12 protein-coding genes and 2 pseudogenes are annotated in these 14,751 nt (G+C 61.2%); 7 read left to right on the top strand and 7 right to left on the bottom strand.

What is annotated here, in order from left to right; all coding sequences use genetic code 11:
• Positions 1 to 7: 7 nt before the first annotated feature.
• Positions 8 to 1,174 (bottom strand): mandelate racemase/muconate lactonizing enzyme family protein, encoded by a 1,167-nt coding sequence (locus PL599_RS12690; RefSeq protein WP_269823851.1) that lies wholly within the window; start codon positions 1,172 to 1,174, stop codon positions 8 to 10.
• A complete protein-coding gene (locus PL599_RS12695) occupies positions 1,171 to 2,079 on the bottom strand; it encodes a dihydrodipicolinate synthase family protein (protein ID WP_269823852.1) in 909 nt (302 codons plus the stop codon). The genes PL599_RS12690 and PL599_RS12695 overlap by 4 nt, the downstream gene beginning before the upstream one ends.
• Positions 2,080 to 2,194: 115 nt before the next feature.
• On the opposite strand from PL599_RS12695, the gene PL599_RS12700 reads away from it, so the two are divergent.
• Together PL599_RS12700 and PL599_RS12705 are read left to right on the top strand one after the other, a co-directional pair.
• Positions 2,195 to 3,106, top strand: coding sequence for a 2-dehydro-3-deoxygalactonokinase (locus tag PL599_RS12700; protein ID WP_269823853.1), 912 nt, complete (start codon positions 2,195 to 2,197; stop codon positions 3,104 to 3,106).
• Between the two features lie 68 nt (positions 3,107 to 3,174).
• The gene (locus tag PL599_RS12705) at positions 3,175 to 3,801 is read left to right on the top strand and encodes a GDSL-type esterase/lipase family protein (protein WP_269823854.1); all 627 of its coding nucleotides are present in this window, start codon (positions 3,175 to 3,177) and stop codon (positions 3,799 to 3,801) included.
• A 124-nt stretch (positions 3,802 to 3,925) separates the two neighbouring features.
• Here the strand turns inward: PL599_RS12705 and PL599_RS12710 are convergent, their stop codons facing one another.
• The 5 genes from PL599_RS12710 to PL599_RS12730 all read right to left on the bottom strand — a co-directional run bounded on the left by PL599_RS12710 (position 3,926) and on the right by PL599_RS12730 (position 10,890).
• Positions 3,926 to 5,284, bottom strand: coding sequence for a sigma-54-dependent transcriptional regulator (locus PL599_RS12710; protein WP_269823855.1), 1,359 nt, complete (start codon positions 5,282 to 5,284; stop codon positions 3,926 to 3,928).
• Positions 5,281 to 7,095: an ATP-binding protein gene (locus PL599_RS12715; RefSeq protein WP_271359087.1), complete on the bottom strand. Its 1,815-nt coding sequence runs from the start codon at positions 7,093 to 7,095 to the stop codon at positions 5,281 to 5,283. The genes PL599_RS12710 and PL599_RS12715 overlap by 4 nt, the downstream gene beginning before the upstream one ends.
• 242 nt (positions 7,096 to 7,337) lie before the next feature.
• The gene (locus PL599_RS12720; RefSeq protein ID WP_269823857.1) at positions 7,338 to 7,715 is read right to left on the bottom strand and encodes a DUF1850 domain-containing protein; all 378 of its coding nucleotides are present in this window, start codon (positions 7,713 to 7,715) and stop codon (positions 7,338 to 7,340) included.
• Complete coding sequence (locus tag PL599_RS12725) at positions 7,712 to 9,823, bottom strand: TRAP transporter permease (protein WP_269823858.1); 2,112 nt, start codon at positions 9,821 to 9,823, stop codon at positions 7,712 to 7,714. Before PL599_RS12725 ends, PL599_RS12720 begins: the two co-directional genes overlap by 4 nt.
• Positions 9,824 to 9,945: 122 nt before the next feature.
• The gene (locus PL599_RS12730; protein ID WP_077983564.1) at positions 9,946 to 10,890 is read right to left on the bottom strand and encodes a TAXI family TRAP transporter solute-binding subunit; all 945 of its coding nucleotides are present in this window, start codon (positions 10,888 to 10,890) and stop codon (positions 9,946 to 9,948) included.
• A 337-nt stretch (positions 10,891 to 11,227) separates the two neighbouring features.
• Between PL599_RS12730 and PL599_RS12735 the strand changes: the two are divergent.
• The 5 genes and pseudogenes from PL599_RS12735 to arsK all read left to right on the top strand — a co-directional run.
• Positions 11,228 to 11,349, top strand: a pseudogene (locus PL599_RS12735) (arsenical-resistance protein); the annotation flags it as partial.
• Positions 11,338 to 11,568: pseudogene (locus tag PL599_RS12740) on the top strand (NAD(P)H-dependent oxidoreductase); the annotation flags it as partial. The pseudogenes PL599_RS12735 and PL599_RS12740, both read left to right, overlap by 12 nt.
• A 76-nt stretch (positions 11,569 to 11,644) precedes the next feature.
• Complete coding sequence (locus PL599_RS12745) at positions 11,645 to 11,965, top strand: ArsR/SmtB family transcription factor (RefSeq protein WP_191216867.1); 321 nt, start codon at positions 11,645 to 11,647, stop codon at positions 11,963 to 11,965.
• A 54-nt stretch (positions 11,966 to 12,019) separates the two neighbouring features.
• Positions 12,020 to 13,447: an NAD(P)-binding domain-containing protein gene (locus PL599_RS12750; RefSeq protein ID WP_269823859.1), complete on the top strand. Its 1,428-nt coding sequence runs from the start codon at positions 12,020 to 12,022 to the stop codon at positions 13,445 to 13,447.
• Positions 13,444 to 14,661 carry an arsenite efflux MFS transporter ArsK gene (gene arsK / locus PL599_RS12755; RefSeq protein WP_269823860.1) on the top strand — a complete coding sequence of 406 codons (1,218 nt, stop codon included), beginning with the start codon at positions 13,444 to 13,446 and terminating at the stop codon, positions 14,659 to 14,661. Before PL599_RS12750 ends, arsK begins: the two co-directional genes overlap by 4 nt.
• Positions 14,662 to 14,751 lie beyond the last annotated feature (90 nt).

Below are 14,751 nucleotides of genomic sequence, written 5' to 3' on the forward strand. Positions count from 1 at the left end.
AACCAAATCAGATGCGTTCAATCAGACCGAGTGCCGCCTCCGACGGTCTTACCCCAAGTCCCGGTCCCGAAGGCAGGTGATATCTGCCTTCGCGGCAATCCATGTCGCCCTCCAGCAGGCGGCGGTTGGGCTCGAAGATCGAGTGCTGGAATTCGTGCCCATTCAGCATCGACAATGTCGATGACGCCTGCAGGCTGGCGGCAAGGAAAATGCCGGCGCCGACTGTTGCGTGCGGGATGACATCAATGCCATGCTCGGCGGCAAGAGCGCCGATGCGGATGAAATTGGTGATGCCCTTGTGACCCATTTCCGGCTGCACAATGGCGATACGGCAGCGCTCTATGCGGGCGCGCATATCCCAATGGGTGCGCCATTCCTCGCCGACGGCTATCGGAACATCGGTGTTCTTCGAAACCCTCTCAAGACCGGCAATGTCCTCCGTCCAGACCGGAGCCTCGGCGAACCAAGGGTCGAACGGTTTCATCTCGGCAATCAGCTCCAGCGCCCGCTCCGGCGTCTGATTCCAGTGCATGTCGGCGGCGATCTTCGCCTGTGGACCAAGCACCTGCCGGAGATTGGCGATTTCCGCCGCCGGGCCGTCATCAGCCACCGGCGTTGCGAATTTGAAGGCATCGAAACCACGATCCTGCCAGTATTTCGCCAACTCTCCACGAGCCTTCAGCGTTTTTTCAGGCAGGCCGGAAACATAGGCCGGAAACGTATCTACCCCGCCGCCAAGAAGATCGCGGATGGATTTTCCGGCTTCCTGCCCAGCAATATCCCAGAGCGCGATATCAAGCGCGGCGAGCGCATCGACGTAAAAGCCGCCGGTATAACCGCGCACCCGCATCATGTCGTAGAGGTCGTCATAAACAGCCGAAGGATCGGACGCATCGCGGCCGATCACGAAACCGGCGAGAAGATCATTGATGAGGGCGGCGACCGCGCCGGGGGCGACGATGCCATAGGTCTCGCCCCAGCCGACAGTGCCGGCCTCGGTCATCATGCGCACCAACACGCTGCGGTCGAAGGTGGGGTAGACCGTGCGATTGCCCTTGCGCACGATGTAGCCGTTGGGATTGACCACCTCGCCTTCCCTGAGTGCGCCAAGATAGGGCACCTTGCGCGGCTGGGTCAGCGTGAAGACTTCGACTGTTGCAATGGGGCTATTCATGCGGCCTCCGCGGCAACAAGGCCGAGTTCGACCAGATTGGCATCGATATCGGCAAGCGCCGCCGCATCGAGCTCGGGTGTCGGCGCACGCACACCGACGCCTTCGATCACGCCGCGACGGGCGAGCACATATTTGGTCAGCCGCATGCGATAAACAGCCTGCAACACCAGAAGCGGCAGGGTTCGGATATAGATTCTCCGAGCCTCCTCCTGCCGCCCCGCGACAAGCGCCCGGTCGATGGCCACATGTTCCTCGGCAATCTCCAGCGCCGGCATCGCCGCCGTAGCGCCTCGGGCATATTCGTCGAGAATGTACCGCGCACCGCCGCCGCCGATGACGCCCTTCAGCGTCGAAGGCGCGTGGGCGATGATGTGGCTGATGGCCGGACCGGCGGGAAGCGTTTCTTCCTTGACGTAGGCGACCTGCGGCAAGGCGCCCACGATCTCCACAATCGCCTGTGGCGAAAGGTCGGAGCCGCGCGGCGCAGGCGCGTTCTGCAGGATGATTTCAACCTCGGGCAGTGCCTCGACGATTCGCCCGAGGAATTCGATCAGCGCCGGCGCATCCGTGCCGACGGATTTGGGCGGCTGCACCATCAGGTGGCGAATGCCAAGCGCCGATGCCGCCCGCCCGTGCTCGACCACCTCACGCCAGTCGGCCGCACTGGCGCCGGCCACAACAGGCACCCGACCGGCCACCGCATCCACGACGATCTTCAAGAGCGCTGCACGCTCGGCGGCATTCAAAGTCTCCACCTCGCTGGCAAAACCGGGAAACACGACACCATCCACGCCCTGGTCGAGCGCAAAGACCACCAGCCGCTTCATACCCGCTTCGTCAATGCCGCCATCCGCCAGAAAAGGCGTGGGCAGAACAGGCAAAATCCCCTTGAGGCCAGCCACCATCATTCTCCTCCCAATTAAGTATCATATATTGATACCTTGAATTCACTAATTGACACTACATAGACTCGCACCCTATTACAAGCCCCAAGATGAAATGAACGAGGAGGTTCAAGACATGCCAGCACCGGCGACATCGATCATCGTTGATTGGGGAACGACATCACTGAGGGCGGCGCTCGTTGGTGAAAGTGGTCAAGAACTCGATCATCTGGAAACCGCCGACGGCATTTCGAGCCTCGGCAAGGGTGAGCACGAGGCGGCGCTGATGGCAGCACTCGCGCCCTGGTTTTCGCGTCACGGGGCCTTGCCCGTCGCAGCGCTCGGCATGATTACCAGCCGCAACGGCTGGGTCGAAGTCGCTTATGTGCCGTGCCCAGCAGGCCCGGCGGAACTTGCCGCCGGAACGGTGTGCAAATCGCTGCCGAACGGCTCCGATCTCGTCTTTCTGCCGGGTCTCAACGACCCCGCCCGCCAGCCCTTTCCCGACGTGATGCGCGGCGAAGAAACCCAGATCGTCGGCCATGGCCTCGGCGAAGACGCCACCCTCATCATCCCCGGAACGCACAGCAAATGGGCGCGGATAAAGGCGGGTCGGATCGACGGTTTCCAGACATTCGTGACCGGTGAAATCTTTAATCTGCTGATCAATCACTCTTTCATCGCGCGCGGTTCCACGCAGCCGCCGGTCGATGATCCGCAGGCCTATCGCTGGGGTCTGAAAGAGGCAAAACGATCCGCCGCCATGCTGTCGCTGCTGTTTTCGGCGCGAACTGGCGGGCTTGCCGGCCGGCTTTCGCCGGATCAGTTGCACTCCTATGTGCGGGGATTGGTCATCGGGCAGGAGTTTCGGCAGGCCCGCGATGCCGGATGGTATGCGGAGGGAGACGAGGCAGCGATCGTCGGCAATGACGGGCTGAACGATCTCTATCTGGTTGCCGCAGATGTTTTCGGGCTCAAGACATCCATGGGGGCGGACGATGCTCTCACGAAGGGTGCCCTGGCTGTCTTGCGCCAAGCGATTTCGTAACCTCTGCCGAGCGCCGGATGCCCAAATGGCGGCATCCTGCTTTCAAACCCCATGTTTTTAGGACCGTCATGTACGACTTCCCAGCCAATATCGGCACCAGCCGTCACGAAAACGATATCATTACCGCTCTGGTCCGCCTTCAGCGCATCGGCCTCCCAGACAATCCGATCGCCTTTTATGGCTCATCCTCGTTTCGAAGCTGGGGTTCCATTGCCGAAGATCTCGGCTCGCTGGATATCGTCAATCTGGGATTTGGCGGCGGCACTTACCTCTCCGCCAGCCACTACATGCACCAGCTTCTGGTTCCTTTAAAACCAAACAGAGTGGTGCTTTATTTCGGTGAAAACGATATTGCCAGCGACGGCCTCAAGGCTCAGACGTCGCTCCGGCACCTGCACGATTTGCGGGATGGAATCTATCGTGCGCTACCGCAGGCGGACGTGTTTGTTGTGGCGATCAAGCACAGTCCGGCACGCTGGATATACCGCCATGAATTCGATCTCTTCAACCAGATGGCGCGCGACTGGTGCAATAGCAGCGAACGCACAACATGGCTTGACCCGAACGCCGGCCTCATTGGTGAGAACGGCCTCCCGATGTTCCGTTATTATTTACCCGATCTGGTTCACCTGAATGCCGCAGGCTATGCCGTCTGGTCGGAAGCGCTCAGAAAAACGCTGGGCCTACACAACTGAGGCGGGCGGCAACTTTATCTTCGCATCGAAGGAATCCGAATCCGCCGCGGGCCAACCAGGAGCATCGCCAATCGCACGCTTTTTAGTGCCGGAAGCCCTTCAGCATGATCTCTCTCGCGCGCTTCTATCGCTTTAACCCCGCATCCGCGGGCTCTCCCGGCCGATCCCTCAGGCCGAGACGGGCGATTTTCTCATTGAGCGTGCGGTGGGGAATGCCGAGCCTCGCGGCCGCCTTGGCCGTATTGCCGTTGCTGTCATCGATCGCGCGGCCGATGACGTCAGCCTCGAAGGCGACCAATTGCTCGGGCAAAGTCAGGGGATCGCCGGGCTGCAGGACTTCCCCTCCGGATGCGGCGTCATCGAGCCCAAGAGCGAAGCGCTCGGCGTACGCCTTGAGCTCCCGGACGTTGCCTCGCCATTCCTGCTGCCGCAATCGCGCCAGGAGATCGGCGGATACGCTCCGCTCGGCCCGGCCGTAACGATGGGCGGCAAGCGAAGCGAAATGACCAAAGAGCAGGCCGATATCCTGCCGGCGCTGCCTGAGCGGCGGGATGCGCACATCCACGGTCGCCAGCCGGTAGAACAGATCTTCGCGGAACCGCCCGGCGGCGATTTCGCCGGAAAGGTCGCTCTTGGCAGCGGCGATAACCCGCACATCGATCGGCCGCAGCCGGTTTTCGCCCAGTCGCTCGACCAAGCGCTCCTGCAGCACGCGCAGGATTTTTGCCTGCAGTCCCAGGGGCATCGACTCGATTTCATCGAGAAAGATGGTTCCACCCGCGGCATGCTCGAACTTGCCTTGCCGGTCGGCGAGCGCGCCGGTGAAGGCGCCCTTCGCATGACCCAAAATTTCACTCTCGAAGATGCTTTCGGGCAGCGCTGCGCAATTGATCGCTACGAAGGGACCGCCCGCCCGGCGGCTTTGCTGGTGGAGCGCCTGGGCGACGAGCTCCTTGCCGGTTCCGGTTTCACCGACGACCAGCACGTCGATATCGACATTCGCCAGCATCTGGATGCGGCTGCGCAAGTCCCGGAGCGCCGGGCTGTCGCCGACGATCTCGACGCCGCCGCCCGTCTGGACCAACCCCTGAAGGCGGGCGATTTCTTGTTTCATCCGACGCTTCTCGACCGCCTTGTCGAGGATCGAAAGCAGATGCTCGGCATCATAGGGCTTTTCGATAAAGTCCTCCGCTCCCTGCTTCATCGCCTTGACCGCCAGAGTAACGTCGCCGTGGCCAGTCATCAGAACGATAGGAACCTCGCTGCGGGCCTTGATCAGAGAGTTCAGAAGCGTCATGCCGTCTATGCTGGGCATGCGGATATCGCTCAACACGACATCCGGCTCGTCGCGAAAGAATTGCTGGTACGCTTCTTCAGGCCGATGGAAAGCGGATACGGAAAACCCGCTGACCTCCAACCAGTCGGTTGCCGCCTTCAGGAGGTCGCGGTCGTCATCAACAAGAAGAATATGTCCGCGGGTCATTGCGCCGCCTCGAGCGGATGTGCGGGCCGCTTGCCCACCGGCATCGAAATCGTCGCCATTGTCCCGCCGCCTGGCGTTTCGGCATAAAGAATCTCACCGCCGAACTCCCGAACAATCGCGGTTGCAATGGACAGGCCAAGGCCAAGGCCCTCACCCGTGAGCTTGGTGGTGAAGAAGGGCTCGGCAATACGATCACGGTGCTCCGGTGCGATACCCGAACCGTTGTCGATCACCGCTACGCTCACCCGCCCGGCATGCGCAGTCCGTTGGATGGTGACAGAAGGGTTCTGTATGCCTTCCACCGCATCGAGAGCGTTCAGGAGTAAATTGAGCGTCACCTGTTCGAGCTTCACCGCCACGGCAACGACAACCGGCGACGGCCCCCTCGCCTCAAACGCCGGCGTGACACCAAGCGCCTTCGCCCGAGGAGCCGCAAGATCGAGAGCATTTCCTATGACCGCGTCGATGGTGACCGCTTCGAGGTCGGAAGCCCCCTTACGGCCAAATGTCTTGAGGTGCTTGACCGTTCGTTGCATCCGCTTGACCAGCGCGCGCGCATCGAGAAGCCGGTCGCCCACTTTCGCGGCGGCCTCTTTCTCCGCCAGAACACCGGCGGTCGCCAATGTGGCTTCAAGCGCCGCCAGCGGCTGGCTGACCTCATGCACGATCGCAGTCGACATCCGGCCGAGGGCAGCCATCTTTTCGGAATGGATGAGCCCTTCCTGCGCGCGGCGAAGCTCGTCCTCTGTCCGCTTGCGCATGTCGATCTCGCGGGCGAGATCCTGCGTGCGTTCGGCCACCTTGCGTTCCAGGATTTCGCCCTGGCGCAGCCGCATCCGGATGATGAGCGCGCGCTGATGCAGGAAGTAGAGCGTGCCGGTGGATATGAGGCCGGCGATCAGCGCCGCGAGCGCCCAGAAGCCGGCGATCTTGCCGGCGTCACCCGTGCTCGTTGCCGCCAGCACCAGCCAACCGTCCGGCTCGACGCGCGAGAATTTTGCCAGGAGCCGCTGCCCGCCCTCCTCCACATGGAGCGCCCGCTCGTCCGTATTGTCCGCCGACGGGGTTACGCCCGAAGGGAGGATAGGTTGTCTCGCCGCGAGATCGGCCCCCTCGTAGGTCCGTTCCTTGGCAAGCCGCTCGACGGCCTCATCGGAAAGTGCCGCCAACGGCCGGTATTTCCAATCCGGGTTGCCAGAGAGAAAGACGATGCCCCAGCGGTCGGCGATCGCAGTCTGGACACCCGCAGCCTCCCAGGTCAATTCGAGCGGCAGCAGATCCGCCTTAACGACGGCGACGATCGGCGGACGACCCGGCACGTCTATCCGCGACGTGAGAAAATAGCCAGGCTTGCGAGTGGTAACGCCGATCGCGTAATAACGTCCCTCGCCCGCACGCAGCGCATCCTGGAAATAAGGGCGGAAGCTGTAATCGTGGCCGACGAAGCTTTCACCAGTCGCGAAATTGCTCGCGGCAAGCGCGATCCCGCGGGCGTCGAGCACGTAGAGCTCGGCGGCGCCGGCTTGCCTTACGACTGTCTGGAGATAGCGGTTGGCGGCATCAAGAACAGCCGGGCTGGGTTCGCTTTCTGCAAGGGCGCGTATGCGGGCATCCTCGCCCATAACAAGTGGTAGATAACGAAACCGTTCGATCTCCGTGGCAATCGCCCTGTTGGTCAGGAAAAGACTTCGCTGAATCTGCCCTTCCAGGGCGCCGGTCGCCGAACTGCTCGCAAGATGGTAGGCGACAAAAGGCGCAATGCAGGTCACGACCAGCATCAGGACAGTCATTCTGCCGATGTTGCGCGCCATTGCCGAGTCGACCTGCCTTCCGGATGTGTCCTTAGATCGAAAGCGACCCAAGGACGGATTGTAAGTGTTGCAGCGACCTTTGCGGATCTGAAAACCGTGTCGTGCCGCAAGAATTGTCCGATGCATCAAGTGTAGCGCCTCTTTCTTGCAGAGAGAACAGCAGATCCGCAAGCGAGCGATCTGAACTGCTGCATCGTTCCCTCTTCAAATACCTTGCGATTTAAGGACCCCTGCAGCAGGCCTCACGGCGGAGGGGCGTCACATGGCCGCAGGACGATCGGCTCCTGTTTCTCTCGCCCGAACTCGCGGCAACCACCGACATCGCAGAGCGTCCAGCCGGAGATTGTCGCCCCGGAAGCGGCCAGGACCAACTCGGGGATCGGCGGAAGGTCCGGCGTCCAGATTGACCAGCCGCCTTCGCGATGGGCATTTTCTCCAGGTTCCATACCGGCGCCCGAGCCCTGGACGCGCGCCTCCTCGAGAAGAAGGCCCTGCGATGTGGCAGCCCAGCGCTCCTGCCACTGGGTTTTCTCGACAGAATGCGTCCAGCCGAGCGTGAAGACGCTGGCGGCCAAGGCAACGGCCTTGCCGCCAGCAATGATGCAGACCAGCGTGCTCACACGGCCTCCGACGCCGGCTTGCCATTCGCCGTTCGCGCCCGCCGCCAGATCAGAAATACGAAGAGAGCGGCAAGCCCGAAGCCCACCTCATCGGTCAAAGGAAGGGCCGCAAGCAGGGTAAAAGCAGCCGCGGCCGCAAGCGCGCGCTCTGCAATCGACAGCCGGACGGCGACGAAGCCGATCACGGCCGTACCCCAGAGCCCGATCGCAAGGCCGGTCTTGATGACGATATAGGCGACCGCGAGCGGATAGCCGACGGCCGCGGCCATCGCTCCGCCGTCTTGGAGCATCAGCGCCGGCGAATAGACGGCCATGAACGGGATGACGAAACCCGCCGCCGCCACCTTGATCGCCTGCATCGCGATCTTCAGTCCACTTTCGCGCGCAATTGGCGCTGCCGCAAAGCAGGCGAGCGCGACCGGCGGCGTCAGGTCCGCCAGGATTCCGAAATAGAAGACGAACATGTGGCTGACGATGAGCGGCACGCCAAGTTCCAGCAACGCCGGGCCAGCGATCGACGAGGTGATGATGTAGTTAGGGATCGTCGGTATACCCATGCCGAGCACGAGGCAGGTCACCATGGTCAGGAGCAGCGACAGGAAGAGGCTCTGGCCGCCGACCGAGACGATGAACTGGCCGAAGGTGTTGGCCGCACCCGTCAGCGTCATCGTTCCGATGATCACACCGACAAGCGCGCAGGCGATTGCGACCGGCAAGGCCGTCTTCGCACCTTCTGCAAGGGCGTCGCGACAGGTCACCAGCGTCTCCCGGCCGCCCTTCGAGAACGCGTTGGCCCCGATGAGCAATGCCAGCGCGGCGACGATCACGCCGATGCCGTACTGGAAGAAGGCGGCCGCCACGAGACCAAGGCCGATCCAGAAGATGATTCGGATTACGCCGGCGGGCAAACCCAAGACAACCGAACTGCCGAGGATCAGCAGGGTCGTGAAGGCAAGGCCGACCGTGCCTGCGAAGAGCGGCGTGTAGCCCGAGAACAGCAGCCAGACCAGCGCCGCGAGCGGCAGGATCAGATACCATTGCTCGACGACCGCAGCCTTGGCCGAAGGCAAATCCGCCTTCGGCAGGCCGAGCAGCCCGCGCTTGCCGGCCTCGAGGTGCACCATCCAGAAGGCGGAAGCGAAATAAAGAATAGCCGGAATGATCGCCGCCTTGACGATCTCGTGATATTCGACGCCGAGCGTCTCTGCCATGATGAAGGCGACAGCGCCCATGACCGGCGGCATGATCTGCCCGCCCATCGAGGCCGTCGCTTCGACGCCGCCGGCAAAAGCCGGTCGATAACCGAACTTCTTCATCAGGGGAATGGTGAATTGCCCGGTCGTCACCACATTTGCAACGCCGGAGCCGGATATCGTGCCCATCAGGCCGGAGGAAATGATTGCCACCTTCGCCGCACCGCCGCGCTTGTGGCCGACGAAGCTTAGTGAGACATCGGTGAAGAGCCGGATCATACCGGCCTTTTCGAGGAAGGCGCCGAAGAGAATGAACAGGAAGATATAGGTCGACGACACAAAGGTCGGAATGCCGTAGATGCCCTCCGTACCATAGGCCATATGGTCTATCACCTGTGCGAAACCATAGCCGCGATGATCAAGCGGCGGCGGCAGATATTCACCGAACAGGCTGTAGGCGAGAAAGACGCCGGATATGATTGGCAGGGCCGGTCCCATGATCGCCCATGCGGCGGCGAAGACGATAGCAATCGCCAGGACGCCGACGGCAACATCGCGCGGAAGCGGATCGCCGGCACGAACGAGCAGTTCGGCATATTCGTAGCACTGGTAGAAGGCCACCGCCGCGCCAAGCAGGGCAAGGACCCAGGCAAACGCCTTTGCGGGCGCGCCGCGCCCGGCGAATGTCGCCAGCAACGGGAATACGAGCACGGTGACGAAGCCGACGTGCACTGCCCTGACGATCTGACTCGGCAAGTCGAGCAGATGCGCAGCGGTCGAGATCTGGAAAATGGAGAAGGCAAGCGCGATCGCAAACAGGAGTCGTCCGTCCCAGGTCTTCGGAAAGGCCTGGGTCAGAGTCTCGTGCCCGTTAAGCTCCGCGGCATGATTTTGTTCATTTGTATTGTCGAGCATGGATTCCTCCCGAAAATCCGAGCAAATGTGGGCGGCGCTGGCCCGCTGGAGGGCCGTGCTTCCAGAGGCCGACGCGCAATGGCCGCAGCAGCAACCTCGACGCCGGACGCCGCCCGTCGCCGTTAAAGCAGACCTTTTTCCTTATAGAAGCGCTCAGCTCCTGGATGGAGGGGAACAGGCATGCCTTTGAGCGCGTCCTCGATGCGGATATTCGCTGCCGCCTTGTGCGCCGCCTCGAGCGCCGGCAGGTTCTCGAACAACTGCTTGGTCATCTGGTAGGCGGTTTCGTCGGAAACCTCGGAATGTGTGATGAGGAAATTGACGACCGCAACCGTCTTCACATCGCTAGTCTGGCCCTGATATGTGCCGGCTGGAACAGTTGCGCTGATGTAGGGCGCGCCGAGCTTCGTGGCGATTTCCTCGGGTATCGTGACCATCTGTACCTCGACGGAGGTTGCCAGATCTTTGAAAGAGGAGACGCCGAGACCGGCAGACTGCAGCGTCGCATCGAGTTGCCGGTTCTTCATCAACTCGACGGATTCGGCAAAGGGCAGATATTCCGTTTTGCCGAGGTCTGCATAGCTCATGCCGGCAGCGGCAAGAATCGCTCGGGCATTCAACTCCGTGCCGGATTTCGGCGCGCCGACGGAAAGGCTCTTGCCCTTGAAATCGGCAAGGGTGGCGATACCGGATTCTTTCGACGCCATGATCTGGATATAGTTCGGATAGATGGCCGCGATCCCGCGCAGCTTATCGAGCGGGGCCTTGAATCCGGCATCCGTGTTACCCTCCCAGGCCAGCTTGACCGAATCCCCCAGTGCAAAGGCGATTTCACCGCGACCCTGCTGCAGCAGGTTGAGGTTCTCGACCGAGGCCTTCGTCGCCTGAACCTGGGTGCGAGCACCTTCAATCTTCTCGCCGTAGATCTTGGAGAGCGCAACGCCGAGCGGGTAATAGACGCCCGATGTGCCGCCGGTCAGGATGTTGATGAAATCCGCCGCCTTTGCCGCTGTCCCGGAAAAGGTGATGGACGTGCTTGCGATTGCCAAAATGATGGCGCGTTTCAGTATGCTGTTCACTGGGTTCCTCCCACTCATTTGTGATCGACGCGACCGTTACCGGAACGGAACCGCGTGACGCCAAAGCAGCAAAAGACGGGCCAACTCTAACTAATTGAATTTGCGGTGAAGAAAAAGAGTCCCGAACGACAGCGGGCGAAATTCCGCCTGTCGCGCGCGGATGACTGGCAAGATTCCGCCTGAATTCTGCTACAATCCGCTTCATTCAATGATCGTGCGCTCTCGGCGTTGATACCGATGAATTAGCCGTTGAAGCCGCGTTTCGTGGATACGGAGCCGGCCACTTTGATCCGCTTTATTGACGGCGAGATACAGTCCGGTCGATTGGTGCGGCATCGGCGTAACGCTGCTGGTGAACTGGGCGGTCAAGCCGTTCTCGATGGCACTGTTGGGTTGGCTGTCCATCGGATGACCTTCCGACCATTGCTGCCGATAGCGCAGATCGACTGGATTCCGCTGTCTGTCGACTCAGTCCGGCCGACGCAGGGCAAGACACTTGCGCTCATGCAGGTGTTGAGCGGATCGCAGTCGTTCAACGCCATCAACCAGCTCCGGGTTCTCAGCCGCTGGATGCGCATGATCACCGTTCCCAACCAGTCGTCGGTCGCCGAGGCCTTTCAGGAATTCGACGCCGACGGGCGCATGAAGCCATCCTCCTGCTACGATCTGACCGCGTCAAGGCTATTTCCACATCTGTCGAAATAGCCTTGACGTCGTGGTGAATGCGAGTCATTTTATTTCCATGAAAATCGAAATGGCAGCCGCCCAGCTTGAAGCCCTCGGGAATATCACCCGCCTCCAACTCTACCGGACGCTTGTTCGCGCCGGAGAGGATGGATTGCCCGTAGGCCGTATTCAGGAAAAGCTGGATATCGCGGCGTCGACGCTCTCCCATCATCTGAAGCGCCTGGTCGATACCGGCCTTGTGACCCAGGAACGGCAGGTGACGACGCTGATCTGCCGCGCCAACTATCCGGAGATGCAGGCACTAGTCGGCTATCTCGTTGACGAATGCTGTGCCGATGCCAACTGTTCATCGAAGACCGTGGAGGCCGCGGAATGATCCCTTTTTTTGCCCATATAATTCTAAATTACTAGAAATATCGAAGGAACTGTCATGTTGAATGCTGGTGAACTTCCCGTGGCCGTCATTGGTGCTGGACCGGTCGGTCTCGCCGCCGCAGCGCATCTCGCCATCCGTGGCATCCCGTTAATTGTTTTCGAGCGCGGCGACACGGTTGGTGCTTCGCTGATCGAGTGGGGACATGTCCGCATGTTCTCTCCATGGAGATACAATATTGACGCAGCCGCCCGCTCCCTTCTTGAGAACGCTGGATGGCAAGGCCCTGATGAAGATGCTCTGCCAACCGGGTCCGACATTGTTGGCGCCTATCTGCAGCCGCTCGCCGCACTCCCGCAGATCGCGCGGAACCTCAAGCTGGGCGCCACCATCACCGCGATCACCCGCGAGGGTCTGGACAAAGTCTCGTCCGCCGGCCGCGACGTTTCGGCCTTCCTCGTCAGATACAGGGACCAAGATGGCGAGGAAGCTCGGGTTCGGGCCCGCGCTGTGATCGACGCCTCCGGCACTTGGACGCAACCGAACCCGATCGGCGTCGACGGCCTACCCGTCCCCGGCGAGACGGCGGCTTCCGATTCCATCTCGTATGGCATTCCCGATGTCGCTGGCGTAGAGAGGGGTAAGTTTGCGGGCAAGCGCGTCCTCGTGATTGGCGGCGGCCATTCCGCGATCAATGCGGCGCTGGCGCTGATGGAGGTTCAGGAGGCAGAACCGGGCACGGAGATATTCTGGGCGCTTCGTCGTGGTGGCCTCGACCGCCTGCTAGGCGGCGGATTGAACGATCAGTTGCCGGAGCGCGGCGCGCTCGGCCTTGCCGCCAAGAGCGCCATGGAGGATGGTCGCCTGAACATGTTGACACCGTTCGCGGTGAACAGGATTCAGAAGGAAGGTTACAGTCTGCGCGTGGAGGCAATGCTCGCTGGTGCGCGATACTCGATCGTCGTCGATCGGATCATTGTGACCACGGGATTCCGGCCGGATCACTCGTTCCTGCGCGAACTGCGTATCGCACTCGATCCTACCGTCGAGGCGCCGCCGGCGCTTGCGCCGCTGATCGATCCCAATCTCCACTCCTGTGGCGACGTGCCTCCGCATGGCATCGTCGAACTCGCGCATCCGGAACCTGGCTTTACGATCGTCGGGTCGAAGTCCTACGGGCGCGCGCCCACCTTCCTGATGGCGACCGGATACGAGCAGGTGCGCTCCGTGGCGGCGGAGATCGCCGGCGATCACAAGGCGGCGCGCGAGGTCCATTTGGTATTGCCGAAGACAGGTGTCTGCAGCGTCGATCTTGGCGTGAGCGGCACGCAAGACGGCAAGTCCGGGGGGTGTTGCGGCGGCCCGGCGCCAGCGAATGTTGATGCCTGCTGCGTGGCCGACGCGGCGGCGAAGGCGGCCCAGCAAACGGGATGCGGATGCAACGGTGCTGCCCGTGCCGACAACACGTTGGTACAGGTTCGATGAGCGATAACAAGGTTCCTGTCGCCGCGATCCTTGCCCTCGGTCTGACCCAGATCATTGGCTATGGAAGTCTCTATTACAGCTTCAGCATTCTCGCGCCCGCCATGGCGCGAGATTTGGACTGGTCGTTGGAATGGATTTTCGGCGCGCTATCCGCCGCTCTCCTGATCGGGGGCCTCGCCGCGCCCACGATGGGGAAATGGATCGATCGGTTCGGCGCCGGCCGTGTCATGACGGGCGGCTCGGCAATCGCCGCCGCGGCGCTGGTGGCCTGCGCCCTCTCTTCCGGCAAGGTGGCATTCGGTCTCTCACTGATCGCGATCGAGACGGCATCCAACCTGGTGCAATATGGAGCGGCCTTCGCATTGCTCGTCCAGATCAAGCCGCAGGTCGCGCAGCGCAGCATCACCTACCTGACACTGATCGCCGGCTTCGCTTCAACGATCTTCTGGCCGATTACGACAGCGCTACAGGCTCACATGTCATGGCAGCAGGTCTATATGGTCTTCGCTACGCTCAATCTCTCGGTCTGCTTGCCACTTCACGCGTGGCTGTCGTTCAAGGTCACAAGAAACCGCAAGGGCGCGAGAGGAGAACCGGCCAGGCAAGTGGCTCCCGGTCTGCAACCTTCGATACGACCAGCTGCGTTCGTCCTGATGGTGACGGGCTTTGCGCTTGAGAGTTTCGTCAACGCCGCGCTGCTCGTACACATGGTTCCCGTTCTCTCCGGACTCGGGCTTGGAGCCATGGCCGTCATAGTCGGCACACTGTTTGGTCCATCTCAAGTTCTGAGCCGCTTCGTTAATATGGTTTTCGGGAGCGGTCTGTCTCAATTGACCTTGGCACTCATTTCCGCCGTTCTGTTGCCAGCGGCGCTCATTATTCTGATCGCCACCGCTCCATCTGTTCCAGGTGCTCTGGTGTTTGCGGTGGTTTTCGGCCTGGGTTCAGGCCTCAGCAGCATTGTGCAAGGCACTCTTCCGCTAGTCCTCTTCGGAAGCCAAGGTTACGGAAAACGTCAAGGCCAAATCCTTTCGATCCGTTTGGTCATCTCGTCGACTGCACCGTTTGTCTTGGCTTTCATGATGAACGAGGTCGGCGTCGCATGGGCCTTGTCGGTCGCCGCCTTGCTCGGTTCAGCTGCAGTCGCAGCTTTCATCGGCATCATGCGCTTAATGTCGCGAAACCACACGGCCCAGCTTGAACAACCTGCCTAAATCAGGCAGCTCATCCTTGATGTGGAAACCCGCCAGCACCTCCGCACCCCATGAAGGTCCAGGTTCACCAGCCAAATTTCTCCAAATAAA

It is taken from the genome of Agrobacterium sp. ST15.16.055, assembly GCF_027956555.1.
Taxonomy (GTDB): domain Bacteria; phylum Pseudomonadota; class Alphaproteobacteria; order Rhizobiales; family Rhizobiaceae; genus Agrobacterium; species Agrobacterium salinitolerans.

What these genes read in the sequence shown, in the direction of transcription:
- PL599_RS12690 (WP_269823851.1), bottom strand. Translation starts at nt 1,174, where the DNA reads ATGAATAGCCCCATTGCAACAGTCGAAGTCTTCACGCTGACCCAGCCG.
- PL599_RS12695 (WP_269823852.1), bottom strand. Translation starts at nt 2,079, where the DNA reads ATGGTGGCTGGCCTCAAGGGGATTTTGCCTGTTCTGCCCACGCCTTTT.
- PL599_RS12700 (WP_269823853.1), top strand. Translation starts at nt 2,195, where the DNA reads ATGCCAGCACCGGCGACATCGATCATCGTTGATTGGGGAACGACATCA.
- PL599_RS12705 (WP_269823854.1), top strand. Translation starts at nt 3,175, where the DNA reads ATGTACGACTTCCCAGCCAATATCGGCACCAGCCGTCACGAAAACGAT.
- PL599_RS12710 (WP_269823855.1), bottom strand. Translation starts at nt 5,284, where the DNA reads ATGACCCGCGGACATATTCTTCTTGTTGATGACGACCGCGACCTCCTG.
- PL599_RS12715 (WP_271359087.1), bottom strand. Translation starts at nt 7,095, where the DNA reads ATGGCGCGCAACATCGGCAGAATGACTGTCCTGATGCTGGTCGTGACC.
- PL599_RS12725 (WP_269823858.1), bottom strand. Translation starts at nt 9,823, where the DNA reads ATGCTCGACAATACAAATGAACAAAATCATGCCGCGGAGCTTAACGGG.
- PL599_RS12745 (WP_191216867.1), top strand. Translation starts at nt 11,645, where the DNA reads ATGAAAATCGAAATGGCAGCCGCCCAGCTTGAAGCCCTCGGGAATATC.
- PL599_RS12750 (WP_269823859.1), top strand. Translation starts at nt 12,020, where the DNA reads ATGTTGAATGCTGGTGAACTTCCCGTGGCCGTCATTGGTGCTGGACCG.
- arsK (WP_269823860.1), top strand. Translation starts at nt 13,444, where the DNA reads ATGAGCGATAACAAGGTTCCTGTCGCCGCGATCCTTGCCCTCGGTCTG.